Source organism: Xanthomonas maliensis (assembly GCF_009192945.1).
GTDB lineage: Bacteria > Pseudomonadota > Gammaproteobacteria > Xanthomonadales > Xanthomonadaceae > Xanthomonas > Xanthomonas maliensis.
This window is the reverse complement of record NZ_NSET01000044.1, coordinates 13,661-29,690: the sequence shown is the minus strand read 5'-3', so window position 1 is coordinate 29,690 and position 16,030 is coordinate 13,661. Positions and strand designations below refer to the sequence as shown.

14 protein-coding genes are annotated in these 16,030 nt (G+C 67.6%); 12 read left to right on the top strand and 2 right to left on the bottom strand.

Annotated features, from left to right (window positions below):
• Positions 1–53: 53 nt before the first annotated feature.
• From CKY51_RS13345 to pbpC, 3 genes are all read left to right on the top strand, one after another.
• Complete coding sequence (locus CKY51_RS13345; protein WP_022974608.1) at positions 54–1,448, top strand: sigma-54-dependent transcriptional regulator; 1,395 nt, start codon at positions 54–56, stop codon at positions 1,446–1,448.
• A gap of 805 nt (positions 1,449–2,253) precedes the next feature.
• A complete protein-coding gene (locus CKY51_RS22590; protein WP_202902293.1) occupies positions 2,254–2,757 on the top strand; it encodes a sensor histidine kinase in 504 nt (167 codons plus the stop codon).
• A gap of 124 nt (positions 2,758–2,881) precedes the next feature.
• Positions 2,882–5,263: a penicillin-binding protein 1C gene (pbpC, locus tag CKY51_RS13335; RefSeq protein WP_022974606.1), complete on the top strand. Its 2,382-nt coding sequence runs from the start codon at positions 2,882–2,884 to the stop codon at positions 5,261–5,263.
• Positions 5,264–5,534: 271 nt separating this feature from the next.
• Here the strand turns inward: pbpC and CKY51_RS13330 are convergent, their stop codons facing one another.
• Together CKY51_RS13330 and CKY51_RS13325 are read right to left on the bottom strand one after the other, a co-directional pair.
• On the bottom strand, positions 5,535–6,095 hold the full coding sequence (locus CKY51_RS13330; RefSeq protein WP_022974604.1) for a ferritin-like domain-containing protein: 561 nt from the start codon (positions 6,093–6,095) through the stop codon (positions 5,535–5,537).
• Between the two features lie 36 nt (positions 6,096–6,131).
• Entirely contained in the window at positions 6,132–6,617 is a 486-nt protein-coding gene (locus tag CKY51_RS13325) for a peroxiredoxin (RefSeq protein WP_022974603.1), read from the bottom strand.
• A 154-nt stretch (positions 6,618–6,771) separates the two neighbouring features.
• Between CKY51_RS13325 and CKY51_RS13320 the strand changes: the two genes are divergently transcribed.
• The 9 genes from CKY51_RS13320 to CKY51_RS13280 all read left to right on the top strand — a co-directional run bounded on the left by CKY51_RS13320 (position 6,772) and on the right by CKY51_RS13280 (position 15,968).
• A complete protein-coding gene (locus CKY51_RS13320) occupies positions 6,772–7,245 on the top strand; it encodes an Hsp20/alpha crystallin family protein (protein ID WP_022974602.1) in 474 nt (157 codons plus the stop codon).
• Between the two features lie 139 nt (positions 7,246–7,384).
• Positions 7,385–8,272: a DnaJ C-terminal domain-containing protein gene (locus CKY51_RS13315; RefSeq protein ID WP_022974601.1), complete on the top strand. Its 888-nt coding sequence runs from the start codon at positions 7,385–7,387 to the stop codon at positions 8,270–8,272.
• A gap of 539 nt (positions 8,273–8,811) precedes the next feature.
• Positions 8,812–9,198 (top strand): twitching motility response regulator PilH, encoded by a 387-nt coding sequence (gene pilH, locus CKY51_RS13310; protein WP_022974600.1) that lies wholly within the window; start codon positions 8,812–8,814, stop codon positions 9,196–9,198.
• Between the two features lie 414 nt (positions 9,199–9,612).
• Positions 9,613–10,737 carry an FtsH protease activity modulator HflK gene (gene hflK / locus CKY51_RS13305; protein WP_022974599.1) on the top strand — a complete coding sequence of 375 codons (1,125 nt, stop codon included), beginning with the start codon at positions 9,613–9,615 and terminating at the stop codon, positions 10,735–10,737.
• Entirely contained in the window at positions 10,737–11,600 is an 864-nt protein-coding gene (gene hflC / locus CKY51_RS13300) for a protease modulator HflC (RefSeq protein WP_022974598.1), read from the top strand. Before hflK ends, hflC begins: the two co-directional genes overlap by 1 nt.
• Positions 11,601–11,991: 391 nt before the next feature.
• On the top strand, positions 11,992–12,456 hold the full coding sequence (locus tag CKY51_RS13295; protein ID WP_031341000.1) for an REP-associated tyrosine transposase: 465 nt from the start codon (positions 11,992–11,994) through the stop codon (positions 12,454–12,456).
• A 126-nt stretch (positions 12,457–12,582) separates the two neighbouring features.
• The gene (locus CKY51_RS13290) at positions 12,583–12,768 is read left to right on the top strand and encodes a DUF2065 domain-containing protein (protein WP_022974596.1); all 186 of its coding nucleotides are present in this window, start codon (positions 12,583–12,585) and stop codon (positions 12,766–12,768) included.
• Between the two features lie 514 nt (positions 12,769–13,282).
• Complete coding sequence (locus CKY51_RS13285) at positions 13,283–14,575, top strand: adenylosuccinate synthase (RefSeq protein WP_022974595.1); 1,293 nt, start codon at positions 13,283–13,285, stop codon at positions 14,573–14,575.
• A gap of 169 nt (positions 14,576–14,744) precedes the next feature.
• Complete coding sequence (locus tag CKY51_RS13280; protein WP_031340999.1) at positions 14,745–15,968, top strand: DUF1444 domain-containing protein; 1,224 nt, start codon at positions 14,745–14,747, stop codon at positions 15,966–15,968.
• Positions 15,969–16,030 lie beyond the last annotated feature (62 nt).

The window sequence follows — 16,030 nt, the reverse complement described above, 5'->3', positions numbered from 1 at the left end:
GCAGGCGCGGCCATGGCGCCCGTTCGCGATGTCCGCTCGTTAGACTCTGCGCCATGAACGTCGCTCGCACGCCTCCATTGCCACGCATCCTGGTCGTCGACGACCAGGCCGATGTACGCGAGGCCTTGCGCATGCTGCTCAAGAGCGCCGGCTACGGCATGGTCGGCGCCGAGTCGCCGGCGGTGGCGCTGGCCTGCCTGCGCGGCGACGCGTTCGCCGCCGTGCTGGTCGACATGAACTATGCCCGCGACACCACCTCCGGTGCCGAAGGCCTGGCCTTGATCAGGCAGATCGCCGAGCAGTGGCCGCAGCTCCCGGTGATCGCCATGACCGCGTGGGCCAGTATCGAGCTGGCGGTCGCGGCGATGCGCGAAGGTGCGGTGGATTTCATCGAAAAGCCCTGGCAGAACGCGCGCGTGCTATCGGTGCTGGAGAGCCGCATCGCGCTGGATCGCAGCCGCCGCGCCGCGCAACGGCTGGGCGAAGCGCAGTCCCGGCTGCTGCAGGACACGGCCGAGGGTTTCGTCGCCGAGTCCGAACCGATGCGGCGCTTGGTCGAGGACCTGATGCGCATCGCTGGCAGCGACGCCAACGTGTTGCTGCTGGGCGAGAACGGCACCGGTAAGAGCTTGCTTGCACAGTTGCTGCATCAATGGTCGCCACGCCGCGCGCAGCCGTTCGTCAAGGTCAATATCGGCGGACTCGCGCACACCTTGTTCGAAGCCGAACTGTTCGGTCATGTGCGCGGTGCCTACACCGACGCGCGCCAGGACCGTGCCGGGCGCTTCGAACTGGCCGATGGCGGCACCTTGTTCCTGGACGAGATCGGCAATCTGCCGTTGCAGCAGCAACCCAAACTGCTGCGCGCCATCGAAGATGGCGAGTTCGAGCGGCTCGGCTCTTCGCGCACGCAGCGTGTGGATGTGCGCATCGTCTCAGCGACCAATGCCGACCTGGACGCGGACGTGGCTGCCGGCACCTTCCGTCAGGATCTGCTGTACCGCCTCAATACCTTCCAGTTGCGGGTTCCACCGTTGCGCGAGCGCGGTGCCGACATCCTGCCGCTGGCGCGACATTATCTGGCGATCGCCTGCCAGCGTTACCGGCGGCCATTGCCAGCGCTGGCGCGCGAGGCCGAGCGTACCTTGCTCGGCTACGCCTGGCCGGGCAATGTGCGCGAACTGGCGCATGCGATGGAGCGCGCCGCGCTGCTCGCCGATGGAGCGACGCTCGACAGCGACGCGTTGCGCTTGCAGCCCACCCAGGCCGCAGCGCCGGCGCTGTCGACCCAGCTGACCCTGGAAGCGGCCGAGGCGCTGTTGTTGCGGCAAGCGCTCGCGCAGCAGCGCGGCAATCTGCAGCGCGCCGCCGATCAGCTCGGCATCACCCGGCAGAGCCTGTATCGGCGCTTGGGCAAGCACGGTCTGCGCAGCGATGACGACGGCTGAGCGTCGCTCCTGGCGGCCGTTGTGGCTGGCGGCGCCGGCCACGGTGGCGCTGATCCTGGTGCTGCTCGTGGGCACGCCACGGCGGCCGGAGGCGATGCTGCTGCTGGGTTGCGTGCTGCTGCTGACCGCCGCACTCTGGCACTGGCAGCAACGTCGTGGCGGCCAGCATGTACGGACGCTGGCGGGCCTGCTGGACGCCTTGCGCGAAGGCGATTACAGCGTGCGCATGGCACAGGCCACACGCGTTGCTGACGAGGACAGCGTACCGCAGCGATTCAATGCGCTGGCGCAGCGACTGCAGGACGAGCAGCGCGCTTCGCATGAGAGCCTGCAATTGCTCAGCAAGACCTTGGCCGCCCTGGACGGCGCGGTGTTCGCGTTCGAACAGGACCAGCGCCTGCGCCTGGTCAACCCGGCTGGCGAGCGGCTGCTGGCTGCTCCGGCCGAACGACTGCTCGGACGCTCGGCGCAGGAGCTGGGCCTGGCCGATCTGTTCGCGCTGGGATCGGGCGGCGTGCACGCGCATGCCTTTCCCGGCCAGCAGGGGCGCTGGCAGATCGGCCAGGCGGCGCTGCGCAGCCGTAGCCAGGCCGGGCGCCTGCTGCTGGTGCAGCCGATGGAGCGCGCACTGCGCGACGAAGAGGCGCAGGCATTCCGGCGCCTGCTGCGCGTGCTCAGCCACGAAATCAACAACTCGCTGACACCGATCGCCTCGATCGCCGATACGCTCGGCCGGCTGTTGCCGGCCGCGCCTGCGATGCTGGATCAGGAGCTGCATGCGGATTTGCGCAACGGGTTGGGCGTGATCGAACAGCGGAGCGCGGCCTTGCAACGCTTTTTGGCTGGCTATGCGCGCCTGGCGCGGCTGCCGGCGCCGGTGCCGGCACCGCTCGCGCTGGCGCCGTTGTGCGCGCGCGTGCAGCGGCTGCTCGGCGATGCGCGGGTGCAGCTCGCGCTGGCGCCGGCGTTGCGGCTGTGCGCCGATACCGACCAGCTCGAACAGGTGCTGATCAATCTGCTGCGCAACGCATTGGAGTCCGGCGGCGCTGCACCGGTCATCCTGCGCGCGTGTGCCGTGGGCGCGATGGCACGCATCGAGGTGCTCGACGAAGGTGCCGGATTGCCGCCCAGCGACAACTTGTTTGTCCCGTTCTTCACCACCAAGCCCGGCGGCTCGGGCATCGGCCTGGTGCTGTCGCGGCAGATCGTAGAGGCACAGGGCGGCAGCCTGGAACTGCGGCCGCGCAGCGATGCGCCGGGCAGCGTCGCCACGCTGTGGCTGCCGCTGGCGACAGACGGCACCGGATGATGCCGGTGCGGTGGCCATGGCCTGCGCTTGGAACAGGACGCTTGCGGAAACGCAGCGCCAACACGCCGTATCGCCCATGACGTCGCCGCAACGGGCAAAATGGCGGCTTCCATCGGGAGCACGCATGCTGCAGGACGACACCGCCGTCACGCATCCCGCGCGGCGCACCCGGCGCTGGACGCGCTGGCTGCGCTGGGGCACGGTGGCGCTACTGAGCGCACTGCTGGTGCTGGACCTGGCGTTTCCGCCGCCATTGCCGCGCTCGCCCGACACCTCCACCCTGGTGGTTGCGCGCGATGGCACGCCGTTGCGGGCGTTTGCCGATCGCAATGGGGTGTGGCGGTATCCGGCCACGCCGCAGAGCGTGTCGCCGCTGTACCTGCAGGCGTTGCTGCACTACGAAGACCGCTGGTTCTGGCGGCATCCCGGTATCAACCCCTGGGGACTGTTGCGCGCCGGCGGGCAGTGGCTTGCCCATGGCCGCATCGTCTCCGGTGGCTCCACCCTCACCATGCAGGTGGCGCGCATCCTCGACCCGCATACGCGCACGCCCTGGGGCAAGGCCAAGCAGTTGTTGCGCGCGTTGCAGCTGGAAGTGCACCTGAGCAAGCAGCAGATCCTTGCGCTGTATCTGGAGCGCGCGCCGTACGGCGGCACGATCGAAGGGGTGGAGGCGGCCAGCTGGGCCTACCTGGGCAAGCCCGCCGGCAACCTGTCGCATGCCGAGGCCGCACTGCTGGCAGTGTTGCCGCAGTCGCCGAGCCGGTTGCGGCCGGATCGCCATCCCGAGGCGGCGCAGCGGGCGCGCGACAAGGTGCTCGAGCGCATGGTGGAGCTGGGTGTGTGGACGCGCGCGCAGGTCCAGGACGCCCGCATCGAGCCGGTGGTCACCCGCGCGCTGGTGCCGCCGTTGCATGCCGCCTTGTTGGCGCAGCGCCTGCATGCCGCTCAGCCACGCGCTGCACGCATCGTCACTACGCTGGACGTGGAGTTGCAACGCACGCTCGAAGAACGCGTCACCACGTATTTCTCGCAATTGCCCGAGCGCACCTCGGCCGCCTTGCTGGTGGTGGACAATGCCACCATGGAGGCGCGCGCCTATGTCGGCTCGGTGCGCTTCGGCGACCGTCAGCGGCTAGGGCATGTGGACATGGTGCAGGCCTGGCGGTCGCCCGGCTCCACGCTCAAACCGTTCCTGTATGGCATGGCGCTGGACGATGGCCTGATCCATTCGGAGAGCCTGCTGGTCGACGCACCGCAGAGCTTCGGCGATTATCGGCCGGGCAATTTCGATGCGGCTTTCAACGGGCCGGTCAGCGCGGCCACCGCCTTGCGCTTGTCCTTGAACGTGCCGGCGGTGGACCTGCTCGATCGCATCGGTCCGGCGCGGTTCGCCGCGCGCCTGTCCAATGCCGGCATCGGTCTGCGCTTTCCGCACGGCAGTTCGCCCAACCTGGCGCTGATACTCGGCGGCACCGGCGCGCAGCTGGAAGAACTGGTCGGCGCGTTTGCCGCCTTCAACCGCGGTGGCATCGCCGGCCGCGTGCGCTACACCCCGCAGGATGCCCAGGTGGATCGCCGGGTGATGTCGCCGGGCGCGGCGTGGATCGTGCGCGAGGTGCTGCAGAACCATCCGCGGCCCGGGTATGGCAGCGATACCTTCGACACCACCGCACGCCCGGGCGTGGCCTGGAAGACCGGCACCAGCTACGGCTACCGCGATGCCTGGGCGCTGGGCAGTACGCGCCGCTACACCGTCGGGGTGTGGGTCGGGCGGCCGGATGGCACCCCGCTGCCCGGGCAATATGGGGCGGTGACTGCCTTGCCGCTGATGTTCGAGGTGATCGACGCGCTGCCGCGCAGCCCAGGCGACAGCGCGCCGCTGCCGATGCCGTCCAATGTGCAGGAATTGGAAATCTGCTGGCCACTGGGCACCGCTGCGGCCCAGACCGAGCCGGCCTTGTGCGCACGACGACGCCAGGCCTACGTGCTCGACGGTGCGGTGCCGCCGACCTTCCCGGAGCGGGATGCACGCCTATGGCAAGCTGGCGCGCTCGCCTATGAGGTCGATGCCGGCAGCGGACAACGCCTGTCGCAAGACTGCAGTGCGCCGCATCTGCGCCAATCGCGCGTGCTGGCGCGCTGGCCGGCGCTGACGTCGCCCTGGTTGAGCGCCGCCGAACGGGCTGCCGCGCAACTGCCACCGCTGGCGGCCGACTGCGTGCCGGATGGCCGCATGACCGGCGGCGGTGTGTTGCGCATCGACGGCCTGAGCGATCGCGCCACCCTGGCGCGCGCCGACGCCGGTGCGCGTCCGGTGCGCCTGCAGCTGCGCGCACTCGGCAGCGAAGCGACGATCGACTGGTTGCTGGATGGTCGCTGGATCGCTCGGACCCAGGGGCGGCAGAGTTTTCAGCGCGATTTCGCCGACATCGGCACGCAGACCTTGACGGCGTTGGCCAGCGATGGCGCCTGGACCCAGCTGCACTTTCGGGTAGTGCGTTGAGGGATGGCTTCGCGGCGTTCGCGCGCTACGGCATGGCCAGATCGCGAACGATGGGCGGCACGATGCGGCGACGATTCATTCATGCATCGGCGCTCACGTGGCAGGGCAGGGCGCGCGGTTCCTGTCCGGCGAAGCAGCGGCCCATGCTTGCGGCGATGGCATGCATGGGGCGCGTGTCGACAATGTCGCCATCACCCTGTTTCTCTGGCATCGCCGCCTCAACGCACACAGGGCGCCGAAGCGCCCTGTGGAGTAAACCGAAAGGCAAGGCTTACTCGCCGATCCAGCCTTCCAGCAGGTCGGCGAACTCGTCGGCGTGTTCCTCTTCCTGCGCCAGGATGCTTTCGAGGATGCGCTTGGTGGTGGTGTCCTTGTCGCCGATGAAGTCGATCATCTCGCGATAGCTGTCGATCGCGATGCGCTCGGCGATCAGGTTCTCGCGCACCATGTCGCGCAGGTCGCTGCCCTCCTTGTATTCGGCATGCGAGCGCTTGGTCAGCGTATCGGGATTGAGGTCCGGTTCGCCGCCCAGTTGCACGATGCGCTCGGCAAGCTTGTGGGCGTGCTCCTGCTCCTGCTGCGCGTGCTCCAGGAACTCGCCCTTGACCGCGTCGGCCAACATGCCCTTGGCCATGAAGTAGTGGCGGTAATAGCGCAAGGTGCACACATATTCGGTGGCCAGCGCTGCATTGAGGAGCTTGATCACCGCCTCGCGGTCGGCATGGTAGCTGGCAGTAATGGCACCGTCTTCGATGCTCTGGCGTGCGCGGGCGCGCAGGGTGGCGGTATCGCTGATACCGGCGGGATGGTGGTTGGCTGGCTGATCAGACATGGCTGGCCGGTGTCCTCTGTTGTGGATGGAATCAATTCATCGATCGGGGAGATGCTGCAGTACGTAGTCGGCAGCGGAGACTTTGAATTCGCCGGGTTCCTCGACGAACAAGGCCTTGACCACCGCGTCTTCGGCATACAGTGCGTAGCGGCGCGAGCGCAGCCCCATGCCCGAAGCGCTGAGGTCGATGTCCAACCCCAGGGCGCGCGCCAGTTCGGCATTGCCGTCGGGCAGCAGGTGCAGGCCCTCGGGCACCAGTTGGCTACGGCCCCAGGCCTGCATCACGAACGGGTCGTTGACCGCGGTGCACAACACGTCGATGCCGCGCTTGCGGAAGGCCTCGAAGTGCTCGACGTAGCCGGGCAGGTGCTTGCCCGAGCAGGTCGGCGTGAAGGCGCCGGGCACGGCGAACAGCACGACATTGCGCTCGGCGAACAGGGTGTGGGTATCGACGGTCTCGATCCCCTCGCGCAGGTGCTTGAGCACCACTTCGGGAATGCGGTCACCAACGTGGATGGTCATGGGGCGGGCGCTCCTGAAGGCTGAACGGAGTCTAGAAACTCAGACCGGAAAAGCGCGTCAACGCGCTTGAAATCCGCAACGGCATGCCTATCTGAAGCGCATGGCCAGCACGTGAGCACGTCGCCGGCCCGTCACCCAACTTTTGGAGGCAATCATGAATATCGTCCGTTATCCGCAGTGGCCGACCCATGCGTTGCAGAACGAGATCAAGCAGGTCTTCGACCGCTTCTTCGAGCAAAGCGGCGATACCGACGAGTCGGCAGTCGTGACCGCGCAGTGGGTTCCGCGCGTGGACATCAAGGAAGAACCGAACCAGTTCGTGCTGTATGCCGACCTGCCGGGCATCGACCCCAGCCAGATCGAGGTGCAGATGGACAAGGGCATTCTGTCGATCAAGGGCGAGCGCAAGAGCGAGTCCAGCAGCGAGACCGAGCGGTTCTCGCGGATCGAGCGCCGCTACGGCAGCTTCCACCGCCGCTTCGCGCTACCTGACAGCGCCGATGCCGACGGCATCACCGCAGCCGGCCACAACGGTGTGCTGGAGATCCGCATTCCCAAGCGGCCGGCGGCCACCCCGCGGCGCATCCAGGTCGGCAACGGCCAGGACGGCGGCAACACCGTGCAGTAAGCACGCGGGCCTGGAGCGGAGCCATTGGCTTCGCTCCCCGGCGACGGCCGCGCCGTAGAATAGGCGCGGTCGCCCGCCCGGCTGTGAATGACTGGCTCGTGGCCTTGGCTGCGGGCCGTTTTTTTTCCAGAGGTGATTGATGGAATTCAAGGATTACTACGCAACGCTGGGCGTGGAGCCGAGCGCGGGCGAGGCGGAGATCAAGACCGCCTACCGCCGGCTGGCGCGCAAGTACCACCCCGATGTCAGCAAGGAAGCCGGCGCGGAAGAGAAGTTCAAGGCCGTCAACGAGGCCTACGAGGCACTGCGCGACCCGCAGAAGCGCGCGGCCTACGACCAGCTCAAGGCCCAGGGCTACCGCCCGGGCGAAGAATTCCGCGCGCCGCCGAACTTCAACGGCGGGCAGGGCTTCGACTTTGAGGAAGTGTTCGGCAACGGCGGCGCCGGTGGCGGCTTCAGCGACTTCTTCGAGAGTCTGTTCGCTGGCGGCCGCGGCCGGCCGCGCGGACCGGGGGCCGGTCCTGGCGCGGGTCCGCAGGCGCGCGGCGACACCCGCGCCAAGCTGGCGGTGCCGCTGGAGGCGGTCTATACCGGCGACAGCGTGCGCATCACCATCAACGGCAAGCAGCTGGACGTGCGCGTGCCCAAGGGCATCCAGCCCGGGCAGGTCATCCGCCTGAGCGGGCAGGGCAGCGGCGGCGGCAATCTGTTGCTGGAGATCGAATACGCCGCCCACCCGCACTTCGAGGTGGATGGTCGCAACATCCTCTATACCTTGCAGGTCATGCCCTGGCAGGCCGCGCTGGGCACCACCATCAGCGTGCCCACCCTCGGCGGGGCGGTGGAACTGAAGGTGCCGGCCGAATCGGAGGCCGGCCGCAAGCTGCGCCTGCGCGGCCGCGGCTTGCCGGGCACCACCCCGGGCGACCAGATCGTCGAACTGGAGATCCTGGCGCCGGCACCGACCGACGAGGCACAGAAGAAGGCCTACCGGAACTTGGCCAAGGCGTTTGGCGAGGCGGTTTGAGGCGGGAGGCGTTCTGGCGGCTGGTGCTGTTTGGGGCCGGGACTCGGGACCCGGGACCCGGCACCCGGTGGGGCAACGGCGGAGCAGATCAGTAGTCATGGCCAATCGACCCACGTCGCCTGGCCGGTGACTGCCTGCGGACGCCGAGCGACGTCGGGACTCGGGACCGGATAGGGCGACCGCGGGGCTGGATCGTTTGCTGAGGCGAACGTGCGCGGCGCGGTCGCCAGCGTGTGCGGCCGTCGAGCCTCGGCTAGGCGTCGATGGTCGGTCGCAGCCGTTGGTGCAGGTCCGTCGCTGGGGCGTTGGGCGATAGCGCACGGTGCGCTCCCGCGCTCTCCATGCCTGCCGTGGTCGGTTGGCGAGTGACGCGGATGGGGGGCGCTGCCGGAATGTGATCCACGCTGTCGCGTCTGCCACCGGGCCGTGCGGCCGTCGGCGTGTCCGTCGACGGCCGCCGGGGCCTGGTGCTGCCCTTCGGGCTGCTATCGCCGACGCGGCCGGCGCACTACACTGCCGATGCTGACTAGGGGAAACACATGGCACGTATTCTGATTGTCGACGACTCGCCGTCGCAGCTGTTGGGGATTCAGCGCATTGTCGAGAAGCTGGGCCACGAAACCATCACCGCCACCGACGGTGCCGCTGGCGTGGAAGCGGCCAAGTCGGCGTTGCCCGACCTGGTATTGATGGATGTGGTGATGCCGAACCTCAATGGGTTCCAGGCCACTCGCACGCTCAAGCGCGAGCCCAGCACCCAGCACATCCCGGTGATCCTGGTCACCACCAAGGACCAGGATACCGACCGCATGTGGGGCATGCGGCAGGGCGCACGCGCCTACATCACCAAGCCGTTCTCCGAAGACGAATTGCTGGAAGTGATGGAGCGCGTCTTCAACCAGAAGGACGAGCCGCCGGCTCCGTAAACCCGCCGACGGCGCGTGGCCGGATAGCGCGGTCGGCCGCCGCCGGGTCCCGATGCCGGGGCGCCGCACCTTCAGTGCGGATGGCCGGCGCCGCCTCGTCGATTGCCGATGTCGCCTGCCTGTTCGCCGCTGGCGGCGCCCTGCCAGTCTGTTCTCCAATGCCCGTTGGCGTGCGCGGGCACGCCGTCGGCGTGTCCCCGATCTGCCGCCGCGCGCCGCTGCGCCGCGACGGTTGCGGTGCTTCCCGCTATGTCTTGAGCGAGAGGGCGCGCCCGTTGCGGGCAGCTAAACCGCAACGCACCCGCGCAGGCCTTTCAAAACGGCCGGTCTGCCCCATCTAGTAGAATCAGCGATTCAATCAACTTGGCGGCACTGCGGGACTGGCCCGCGCAGCCCCTCGATCACGGAGCGTGCATGGCCTGGAACACACCCGGCAGCAAGGGCGGAGATGGCCCGGACCCCAATCGGCGCAGGTCCTGGGACCCGCGCGGCGGCGGCGGTTGGGGCGGCTTGCCCGGCCCGCTCAAGGACTTGTTCGATGGCGGGGTGTGGCGGTGGATCCTGATCGCCGTCGTGCTGATGCTGCTGTTTTCCAGCTTCAACCTGATCGGCGAACAGCAGCGCGGCGTGGTACTGCGCTTTGGCCAGTTCGCGCGCATCCTGCAGCCCGGTCCCAACTTCACGCTGCCCTGGCCGTTCGAGTCGGTGCGCAAGGTCAACGCCACCGAGATCAAGACCTTCAGCAACCAGGTCCCGGTGCTGACCCGCGACGAGAACATCGTCAATGTCTCGCTCAACGTGCAGTACCAGATCAGCGACCCGCGCAAGTACCTGTTCGGCTCGCGGAATGCCGATCTGGTGCTGGAGCAGGCCGCGCAGAGCGCAGTGCGCGAGCAGGTCGGCCGTTCGGATCTGAATACCGTGCTCAACAATCGCGGCCCGCTGGCGATCGCGTCCAAGGAGCGGCTGCAGGCGTCGCTGGACGCCTACAACACCGGCCTGTCGGTCACTGGCGTGACCCTGCCCGACGCCCGTCCGCCGGAAGAGGTCAAGCCGGCGTTCGATGAGGTCAACGGTGCCCAACAGGTGCGCGAGCGACTGATCAACGAAGCCCAGGCCTACGCCGCCAAGGTGGTGCCGGAGGCGCGCGGCCAGGCCGCCCGCACCCGTACCGGCGCCGAAGGCTATAAGCAGGCGGTGATCTCCCGCGCCGAGGGCGATGCCGATCGCTTCTCGCTGCTGCAGCAGCAGTACGCCGGCGCCCCCGAGGTGACCCGCAAGCGCCTGTGGCTGGAGACCGTGCAGGACGTGCTGTCCAAGAACCGCAAGGTGATCGGCGCCGACGGCCGCCAGGTCATCTACGTGCCGATGCCCGCCGATGCCGGCAAGAGCGGCAACACCAGCAGCAACAACAGCTTGCCGACGATGGTGCCGCAGGATGTGTTGCTGCAGCCGCTGCAGAACACCAGCAGCAATGCCGAGGGCATTCGCAACCCCGAGCGCGGCCCGCGCCCGACCGGTCGTGAGGGAACCGAGTAATGAAGAATTCGCTGATCGTCGGCCTGGTGGTCGTGGTGTTGCTGGGCTTGATGAGCTCGCTGTTCGTGGTCCGCGAGGACCAGACCGCGATGGTGCTCAATCTGGGCCGGGTGGTGCGTTCGGATCTCAAGCCAGGGCTGCACTTCAAGATCCCGATGGTGGAAACGGTGCGGGTGTTCGACCGCCGCTTCCAGGTACTGGATACCGCGCCGGCGCGCTATTTCACCGCCGAGCAGAAGGACGTGAGCGTGGACTTCTTCGCCATCGGCTACATCTCCGATGTGCGGGCGTTCTATCGCGCCACCGGTGGCGAGGAGTCGGTCGCCAATTCGCGCCTGGCGCCGATCATCACCGACTCGCTGCGCAACCAGATCAACTCGCGCACCTTGCAACAGCTGGTATCGGGCGACCGCAGCGAATTGATCGCCAACCAGCTGAAGGGCATCAACGCCGCCATCAAGGGGCTAGGCATGCAGATCACCGACCTGCGCATCAAGCAGATCGATTTGCCGACCGACAGCCAGGTGATCACCGACGTCTACGAGCGCATGCGCGCCCAGCGCAAGCAGGAAGCCAGCAAGCTGCGCGCTGAAGGCGAGGAGCAGTCGCTGAGCATCCGCGCCCAGGCCGACCGCGAGGCCACGGTGATCGTGGCCGATGCCGAGCGCGATGCGCAGAAGCTGCGCGGCGAAGGCGATGCCGAGGCCGCCCGCATCTACGGTCAGGCCGGTGGCCGCGACCCATCGTTCTACGCGTTCTATCGCAGCCTGGAGGCCTACCGGAACTCCATGACCGACGGCAATGGCGTGGTGGTGCTGGACAAGAACGACCCGTTCCTGCAATACCTCAAGAGCGATCGCTGAGCACTCTGCTCGGACCAACAACGCCCGCGCAATGCGGGCGTTTTTTATGCCCCATCGCAACCGAAGCCCCGAACGCACCCTCCCCACACACGTAGGAGCGCCCCCCCGGGGCGCGACCGCTCCCGCCCAGACCACAACCGCAACGCATCCTTCCGCCCTCGACAGGCCTCCCCACACACGTAGGAGCGCCCCCGGGCGCGACCGCTCCCGCGCAGGCCGTAACCGCAACGTATCCTTCCGCCCCGATACGCCTCCCCGCACACATAGGAGCGCCCCCGGGCGCGCGCCCCTCATCACCCAGCCCCGAACACCAGGCGCCAAGCAGATCTCCTAGGCCACGCCACCCCAATCGCTGATGGTGGCTAGCGTCGACGCTCCTCAGTATCGCCTGATGCTCACGCCCCGCTCTCCTGGGCACCGTGCACTGCGCAAGGGCAGGCACTCGATGCCCGGCGCTTGCTACCTGCTGACGACCACGACATGGCAGCGACGCGCCGTGTTCGCGGATTTTCTGCACGCCGCAACGGCGTGCAGCACCTTCACCGCCGCCATACCGTCCGATGCCAGGCTACTGGCCTGGGTCTTGATGCCCGATCACGCGCACTGGTTATTGCAACTTGGACACGGTACCTCGCTGGGCCAGGCGGTATCGCGCATGAAAGCCTGCTCGGCACGGGCGGTGAACGCGCAGCGTGGGTCGGATGCGCCGGTCTGGAGTCGCAGCTATCACGACCATGCGGTGCGCAAGGAAGACGACCTGCAAGCGGCGGCCCGTTACATCATTTCCAACCCGCGAAGGGCGGGATTGGTCACCCGTCTTGGAGACTATCCGTTTTGGAATGCCGTTTGGCTTTGAGTGTCGCTGTGTCCCTGCGGACGCGTCTTGTTTTGTCGGTGAAGCCTGTCGCGCCCGGGGGCGCTCCTACGCAGCTGGGCCACGGAAGCAGGCACACTACCGCGTCACCCGACTGCCGCACCGCCCATGCATGACCTGCTGACTGCCTTATGCCTGCTCTTCGTGATCGAAGGCCTGCTGTTGTTCGCAATGCCGATCGCGTGGAAGCGCATGATCGACCAGCTGTTCAGCCTGCCGACCGCGCAGGTGCGCGCCATTGGCGCGGTGACGCTGGTGCTGGCCGCCGCAGGACTGTGGATCGTGCGCCACTGAACCCGCGGCCACTGCATCGATACGGCGCGGGCGCGGCGGATGACGGCGACGCAAAAGATCGCCAGATCCGGCAACTGTTGCGGACGGTCGGGTCCGAGGCACTGGCCGCCCGACAGGCTGACGGATGGAGAAGCCGACAGGCGGTCAGGCCGGAACGGCTATAAGGTCGACAGGGCGGAAAGCGCGGAAGGCCAGGCAAGACGGGAAGCCCGAAAGGCCCGAAGCCGCGCAAATCCGAAGCCCGAAAGCCCGCAAAGGGCCACCCCGCCAACCCTGGCGCAAGCGCGGCCATGTGCAGTCGCCAGGGGTAGTGCACGCCACCCGAAACCCGGATAATGCACAAAAGCCGGCCGGGCACGCTCCTCCAGAGCACCCCGGCCGGCTTTTTCCGTGTCAGGGCCCCGCGCCGCTGCACGCTCCCCGACGGAGCCGTGCGCCCGGCGACGCCAGGGTTCTGATGGCGGTCCCATCCCGCGGCCCCGATGGCCGCAGCAAAACTCAGGAGTCACCCGTCATGGGTCAATCAGTTGTCGTGCTCGGCGCCCAGTGGGGCGATGAAGGCAAGGGCAAGATCGTCGATCTGCTCACCGAGGAAATCGGTGCGGTGGTGCGTTTCCAGGGTGGCCACAACGCCGGCCACACCCTGGTCATCAACGGCAAGAAGACCGTGCTGCACCTGATCCCGTCCGGCATCCTGCGCGAAGACGCGCTGTGCCTGATCGGCAATGGCGTGGTGATTTCCCCGGCCGCGCTGATCAAGGAGATCGGCGAGCTGGAAACGGCCGGGGTGGAAGTGCGCTCGCGCCTGAAGATCAGCCCGGCCGCGCCGCTGATCATGCCGTACCACATCGCCCTGGATCAGGCCCGCGAAAAGGCTGCCGGCGGCAAGGCGATCGGCACCACCGGCCGCGGTATCGGCCCGGCCTATGAAGACAAGGTGGCGCGTCGCGGCATCCGCATCGCCGACCTGCACTATCCCAAGCAGCTGGAAGAACTGCTGCGTACCGCGCTGGATTACCACAACTTCGTGCTGACCAAGTACCTGGGCGTGGAAGCGGTGGACTTCCAGAAGACCTACGACGAGGCGCTGGCCTTCGGCGAGTACGTGCAGCCGATGAAGTCCGACGTCGCCGGCATCCTCCACGACCTGCGCAAGCAGGGCAAGCGCGTGCTGTTCGAAGGCGCGCAGGGCGCGCTGTTGGACATCGACCACGGCACCTATCCGTACGTCACCAGTTCGAATACCACCGTCGGCGGCGCACTGGCCGGCACCGGCGTGGGCGCGCAGGACATCGACTACGTGCTGGGCATCGCCAAGGCCTACGCCACCCGCGTCGGCGGCGGCCCGTTCCCGACCGAGCTGGACGACGAAATCGGCCAGGGTATCCGCGACCGCGGTGCCGAGTACGGCGCCTCCACCGGCCGTCCGCGCCGCTGCGGCTGGATGGACATCGTCGCGCTCAAGCGTGCGGTGGCCATCAACGGTATCTCCGGCCTGTGCATCACCAAGCTCGATGTGCTCGACGGGATGGAAAAGCTCAAGGTCTGCATTGCCTACGAATACCGTGGCAAGCGCACCGAGTACGCCCCGCTGGACGCCCAAGGCTGGGAAGAGTGCACCCCGGTGTACCTGGAATTCCCGGGCTGGAGCGAAAACACCCACGGCATCACCGTGTGGGACGAGCTGCCGCCGGCCGCCCGTGCCTACTTGCGCGCGCTGGAGGAGCTGGCCGGCTGCCCGATCAGCATCGTTTCCACCGGCCCGGACCGCGACCACACCATGGTGTTGCAGGATCCGTTCGCCTGATCGGTGCCCTCGGCCGATACTGAGGCCAGTACCGAACGAAGGCCCCGCAAGGGGCCTTCTCTTTGCTCGAACGAACACCTGCGAAGCATGTGCTGGGGCTGTTCGCCGACGGCTGTGCTAGCGTGCTGCGCGCACCAGGTACGACACCATTCCCGCAAGGACGATGCTGATGTTCACCGCACTCTTGGACAAACTGCTCACGCGCAAGCCCAGCCCCGATGCATTCGCCACGCTGTTCGAGCAGGCGCTGCGCGCGCAGGGTTACCGGGAAGACCTGGCCTACCGGCCCGATGAATTCCGCCTGGTGACGCAACACGGGCGCCTGATCAATCTGCACAACGCCTACCACGACTACAGCACAGCCGATCGCCAGCGTCGCGCCGAGGTGTTGCGCAGCTACGCCGCGGCGTTCGTGGAGGAAGGCGACGAACGCCGGATCGAGACGCTGGAGCAGGTGCGGCCGATGCTGATGCCTGTCGTGCGCCATCGCAGCATGCTGGAGGAAATGCGCCTGGAGCATGTCCGCAAGCATGGCTGGCAGACGCCGTACACGGCCGCCGTTCGTGAGTTGGGCGAGGGCTGCGTCGAGCTGCTGGCGATCGATCGCCCCGATTCGCTCTCGACCCTGGTCGCTGGGCCGAAAGACGCGTGGGGCATCACCTTCGAGCAAGCCCTGGCCATCGCCCACGACAATCTGCGCGAAGCCACGCCGGATCGCTTCGTCGAGGTCGCCGCCGGTATCTTCCGTGGCGCATGGCAGGATTCCTACGACACCAGCCGCGTGTTGCTGCCCGACGTGCTGCAGCGCGTGCCGGTGAAGGGGCGGCCGCTGTTCATGCTGCCCACCCGCGATTGCCTGCTGGTGGTGGGCGACCGCGACGACGCCGCGCTGGCCGGCATGCTGGAACTGAGCCTGCAAGCGGCCGAAAACGGCCGCTGCATCTCCGCAGCGGTGTTCGCCTACGATGACGCCCGACAGATGGTGCCCTTCGCGCTGACGCAGCCCGAGCACCGGCGTCTTCAGGCCGATCTGCAGCGAATGATGGATGCGCCAGCCTATTCCCTGCAGAAGGAGCTGTTGGACAAGATCCACGAGGCGAACCAGGTCGACCTCTTCGTCGCTTCCTTTCGCGTGCTCGAGGCGAACGACGGCAGCGGCCGGCAGTTTTCGCTGGCAACCTGGACGCGCGATGTCGAGACCTCCTTGCCGAAGGCCGATCGCATCGCCTTGGTCACGCTCAACGACGACCGCGACGCGGACGTGGTGGTGGCGGACTGGGACAGGCTCGTCGCGGTGGCCGGCGAGCTGATGGAGCAAGAACCGGACTTCCATCCGCCGCGCTTCCGCGTGCGTGGCTTTCCTGGCAAGGCGCAACTCCAGCAACTGGCATGACCTGGCCGCTGCCATCGGCTGACGCGGTGCAGGGGATTGCCGAAGCGCGGCGACGCGTTGCC

Excerpts from the sequence above, each read along its gene's own strand:
- CKY51_RS13330 (WP_022974604.1), bottom strand. The coding sequence starts at position 6,095 with ATGTCTGATCAGCCAGCCAACCACCATCCCGCCGGTATCAGCGATACC.
- CKY51_RS13325 (WP_022974603.1), bottom strand. The coding sequence starts at position 6,617 with ATGACCATCCACGTTGGTGACCGCATTCCCGAAGTGGTGCTCAAGCAC.
- CKY51_RS13280 (WP_031340999.1), top strand. The coding sequence starts at position 14,745 with ATGTTCACCGCACTCTTGGACAAACTGCTCACGCGCAAGCCCAGCCCC.
- hflC (WP_022974598.1), top strand. The coding sequence starts at position 10,737 with ATGAAGAATTCGCTGATCGTCGGCCTGGTGGTCGTGGTGTTGCTGGGC.
- CKY51_RS13285 (WP_022974595.1), top strand. The coding sequence starts at position 13,283 with ATGGGTCAATCAGTTGTCGTGCTCGGCGCCCAGTGGGGCGATGAAGGC.
- CKY51_RS13295 (WP_031341000.1), top strand. The coding sequence starts at position 11,992 with ATGCTCACGCCCCGCTCTCCTGGGCACCGTGCACTGCGCAAGGGCAGG.
- CKY51_RS13345 (WP_022974608.1), top strand. The coding sequence starts at position 54 with ATGAACGTCGCTCGCACGCCTCCATTGCCACGCATCCTGGTCGTCGAC.
- pbpC (WP_022974606.1), top strand. The coding sequence starts at position 2,882 with ATGCTGCAGGACGACACCGCCGTCACGCATCCCGCGCGGCGCACCCGG.
- pilH (WP_022974600.1), top strand. The coding sequence starts at position 8,812 with ATGGCACGTATTCTGATTGTCGACGACTCGCCGTCGCAGCTGTTGGGG.
- hflK (WP_022974599.1), top strand. The coding sequence starts at position 9,613 with ATGGCCTGGAACACACCCGGCAGCAAGGGCGGAGATGGCCCGGACCCC.
- CKY51_RS13315 (WP_022974601.1), top strand. The coding sequence starts at position 7,385 with ATGGAATTCAAGGATTACTACGCAACGCTGGGCGTGGAGCCGAGCGCG.
- CKY51_RS13290 (WP_022974596.1), top strand. The coding sequence starts at position 12,583 with ATGCATGACCTGCTGACTGCCTTATGCCTGCTCTTCGTGATCGAAGGC.
- CKY51_RS13320 (WP_022974602.1), top strand. The coding sequence starts at position 6,772 with ATGAATATCGTCCGTTATCCGCAGTGGCCGACCCATGCGTTGCAGAAC.